At 41.2% G+C, this 4,022-nt stretch carries 3 protein-coding genes; all 3 read right to left on the bottom strand.

Annotation, left to right across the window (positions count from 1 at the left end):
* Positions 1-190: 190 nt before the first annotated feature.
* The 3 genes from LAY57_RS34990 to LAY57_RS35000 are packed head-to-tail and all read right to left on the bottom strand — an operon-like array spanning position 191 to position 3,866.
* Positions 191-1,300 (bottom strand): hybrid sensor histidine kinase/response regulator, encoded by a 1,110-nt coding sequence (locus LAY57_RS34990; RefSeq protein WP_249071996.1) that lies wholly within the window; start codon positions 1,298-1,300, stop codon positions 191-193.
* A gap of 42 nt (positions 1,301-1,342) precedes the next feature.
* Positions 1,343-3,124, bottom strand: coding sequence for a putative bifunctional diguanylate cyclase/phosphodiesterase (locus LAY57_RS34995; RefSeq protein ID WP_249071997.1), 1,782 nt, complete (start codon positions 3,122-3,124; stop codon positions 1,343-1,345).
* The gene (locus LAY57_RS35000; protein ID WP_249071999.1) at positions 3,102-3,866 is read right to left on the bottom strand and encodes an ATP-binding response regulator; all 765 of its coding nucleotides are present in this window, start codon (positions 3,864-3,866) and stop codon (positions 3,102-3,104) included. Before LAY57_RS35000 ends, LAY57_RS34995 begins: the two co-directional genes overlap by 23 nt.
* Positions 3,867-4,022: the final 156 nt, after the last annotated feature.

The following is a 4,022-nucleotide window of genomic DNA, read 5'->3' on the forward strand; positions in this document are numbered from 1 at the left end:
TCCATTTTAGATTTTAGATTGACTAATAGACCTCTCCAAAAAACCTTGTAGAGACGTTTCATGAAACGTCTCTACAATGTTTTTTGGAGAGGTCTATTGCTTTTTCTTCTCCACAAGGCAGCAAAATCTTCGCTGAAGCACTAGCTGCTGGAGGTATGGAAGGATACTTCGCCCTAGCTGAACAGTTACTTCAACTTGGTTTTGTTGTGAGAATAGTGGGAAGGGTAACGCAAGCAATTGTTTGTTCGCCAGAGATACTTTCTAGCGTTAATTCTCCGCCGTGCAATTCCACCAAGCGCTTCACGATCGCCAACCCCAATCCAGAGCCTTGTTGTTCGTAAAGTTTCCGCTCAAATTGCATATAAGCGCCTACATTAGCGATTTGGGCATCTGTCATCCCCCTACCTTGATCGAGGATCGATAAACTCAGGCTGTTATCTTTGACACTACTGATGACGCGAATAGGCGTTCCGGGTGAAGAAAATTTCAGAGCATTATCCATTAATTCTTCAACCAGCTTCTTCAGGCGCAACCCTGACATCTGAACTCCTGAATCTTGTAGGTCTAGCTCCAAATCTGCTTCTCGCTGTGCCAGTTTTGCTTGTTGAATTACTTGGTTTTGAATAATTTCCTTAACCGAGATCATCGGATGGCTGCGTAGATCTTTAATCCGTTTTATATCTGTGGCTATTAGCTCTAGTTCTGCATAAAGTAGAAAATTCTGGATCAGACGATATAACCGTTTAGCAGAACTTTGGATGTACCCGACCATTTCCTTAATTTCAGATAGTTCTAACGAATTGCCTTCAGCCATAATAATATCTGAAAAACCCATAATTCCATTCAAGGGAGTCCGCAGTTCGTGGGGAAGGGACATGGTAATGCTGTGACGCAATTCATCCAGCAAAAGCTTGCTTTGCTTGCTCAGGTCGGTTTGTTTTTGGAGTCTGGTTGCGATCGCTTTGAGCAACTCGTTTGGCGTGCAGGGTTTGGTGAGATAATCATCAGCGCCTAGTTCCATTCCTTGGCGAAAATCTTTTTTATCAGCTAAAGCTGTGAGGAAAATAAAGGGAATTGTCGCCGTCGTCGTTTCGTTTCTCAATGCCTTTAAAACGCCATAACCATCCAATTCTGGCATGATCACATCGCACAGAATTAAATCCGGTAAATGTTTCTTAGCTAGATACACACCACTTTGGCCATCTGCTACGCCAAACGCTTCAAAATTCTCAGCTTCCAACAGTTCTAAAATGTTGTCGCGGATCGCTGGTTCGTCTTCAATTACTAAAATCTTGAGCATTGTCTTTATTCCTTAATAGGGATTAGAGAACCGAGAATAAAATTAGTTAAAACTGGATATTATAGGTAAATTTTTATCAGTTTTAAGCAACTTTTCAAAGGCTTCAACACTTAAAGGACGGCTAAATAAATAGCCTTGGATCTCATTGCATTGATGTTGACGTAAAAAAGCTAATTCTGCTTCTGTTTCAACTCCTTCAGCAATTACCTTGAGATTCATTTGATGCGCCATTTGGATAATAGCGGTTACGATCGCCTGATTTTTCGCATTTTCATTAATATGACGAATGAAACACTGGTCAATTTTTAAAACATCAAATGGAAGGTGTTGTAGATAGCTTAAAGAAGAATAACCTGTGCCAAAATCATCAATGGCAATCTGTACGCCTATCGCCTTGAAAGCTATTAATCTGATGGCACCTATTTCTACATTTTCTAAGAAAATATTTTCGGTTAATTCTAACTCGAGATATTGAGGCTCAAGACCTGTTTCCATTAAGGTTTGGTATACCATAAAACGGAGATTAGCTTGATTGAACTGGCGTGCTGATAAATTGACTGCTACTCGTAAAGAAGGAACGCCAAGATTTTGCCAGCGTTTCATTTGCTGACACGCCGTCTTTAATACCCATTCACCGATAGGTATAATCAGACTTGTTTCCTCAGCTAAAGGAATAAATTTAGCGGGTGAAACTAGCCCTCGTTCTGGATGGTTCCAGCGCAAAAGAGCTTCAGCCCCAACAATTTTGCCTGTCTGCAGATTTACTTGGGGTTGATAATAAACTTGAAGTTCTTCTCGTTCCAAAGCGTAGCTTAAGCTACTTTCCAATGCTAAGCGATCAGAAGCTCCAAGGCTGAACTTTGAAGCATAAAATTCATAGTTGTTGCCACCCAAGTTCTTCGCGTGGTTCATCGCTTTATGGGCATTTTGGAGCAGTTTTTCTATATTGTTGCCATTATGAGGATAGAGAGAAATGCCAATGCTAGCAGTAATAAAGATTTCGTTACCATTTTTTAAAAGAAAGGGTTTAGAGAGAACATCCAGGATAGTTTGAGCGAAATCTCCAATCCCTTTTTTTTGATTAATTGTTGTCAGAAGAATGGCAAAGTGTTCGAGACTCAGGTGGGCGATAGTATCGTTGCTGTCAAGGCAGTTTTGTAACCGTCTTGCAATCGCTTTAATTAACGAGTCGCTGCTAGAATGTCCCAAGGTTTCGTTGATGCGGCTGAATCGGTCTAAACTCAGATATAGAATGGGCAGAAATTGTTCATCATTAACTTCCGGCTGGACAAGTTGCGGGTTTCTCTGACGTAAAATGTCCCGCTGTAAAGCTTTATTAAATCGCTCTTGCAATAACTGTCGATTTGGTAAGTTAGTTAAGCGATCGTAATAATTTAAATGGTTAAGTTGTTGCGAAGCTTGCTTGAGTGCGGCGGTATAGCTTCCAGTAACGGTAGCTTGTTTTTTGAGTCGGGAGGCGATCGCTCTCAGTAATTCCTCCGATGTGCAGGGTTTGGTTAAATAATCATCTGCCCCTAGCTCCATTCCTTGGCGCAGATCCGTCTTGTCCGCTTGGGCTGTCAGAAAAATGAATGGAATTGCTGCGGTAATGGGGTCATGTCTTAACGCTTCCAAAACGCCATGACCATCAATTTTAGGCATCCTGACATCGCACAGAATTAAATCAGGAGTGTGTTCTTGTGCCAGATGGATACCGATAGAACCATTGGCTGCCCCTATTCCTTCATAGTTTTCCGTTTCTAATAGTTCTAAAATGTTATCCCTGATAGCTGCTTCGTCTTCAATGACTAGAATTTTTTTCATGATTTTGCTCTCTCAAAAGGTTAAATCGGCGCAGAAGTTTGGCATTCTCTGGGGTCAAGAAATTCTGTAAGTTGGAAAATTGATTGAGAATAGCGATTTCGCGGGCACACTCTTCTTGTAAAATTTTGAGATATCGCTCCTGTCCTTGCTGAGAAGGAGAATTTTTTAGCATTTGAATTGCCAGATTGATGGTAGACACGGGATCGCGTAACTCTTGAGAGAGTCTTTGCAGCAAATCTTCTCTGGTTTCATTAATTTCTTGAAGTTGCAGCACTTTTTGTTGCAATTCTTGGGATTTTTCGCGCTCTTTTTTATACTGTTGGATAAAGGCATTGTGTTTTGTGAATCGTGCTGCGATCGCGCTTACTAATTCAGTCAGCGTACAAGGCTTGGTAATATAGTCGTCTGCACCTAATTCCATTCCTAAGCGGAGGTCATCCCGGTCAGCTTTCGCAGTCAGAAAAATAAAGGGAATCATTTCTGTAACCGGATTTTGGCGCAACTCGGTCAAAACGCTATAACCATCCATATCGGGCATCATAATGTCGCAAATAATCAAATCGGGGATTTGTTCTTGCGCCAGACGAATTCCAATCCCACCATTTTCTGCTCCAATCGTCTGAAAATTCTCGGATTCTAGAAGGTCTAAAATATTACTGCGAATTAGTGCTTCATCTTCAATCACTAAAATTTTCTTCATCTTAGCCTTTAAATTTTCAGTATAATTATCATATTGTAACATCCGAATTTTTTTTCCTGCAACATATTGTGAACTGATATAGCTCTACTGAAAGAGCAGTACGCGATCGCGCAGCGTGCCGTGGGTGTGGTCATAAGTAGTTGGTTGAAACGAAAAGCTTTTCTTCTGGGCCTTGTCCCCCTTGTCCCCCTTGTCCCC

Origin of the sequence: Argonema antarcticum A004/B2 (genome assembly GCF_023333585.1) — a bacterium.
Classification (GTDB): Bacteria; Cyanobacteriota; Cyanobacteriia; order Cyanobacteriales; family Aerosakkonemataceae; genus Argonema; species Argonema antarcticum.

What these genes read in the sequence shown, in the direction of transcription:
- LAY57_RS34990 (WP_249071996.1), bottom strand. Translation starts at nt 1,300, where the DNA reads ATGCTCAAGATTTTAGTAATTGAAGACGAACCAGCGATCCGCGACAAC.
- LAY57_RS34995 (WP_249071997.1), bottom strand. Translation starts at nt 3,124, where the DNA reads ATGAAAAAAATTCTAGTCATTGAAGACGAAGCAGCTATCAGGGATAAC.
- LAY57_RS35000 (WP_249071999.1), bottom strand. Translation starts at nt 3,866, where the DNA reads ATGTTACAATATGATAATTATACTGAAAATTTAAAGGCTAAGATGAAG.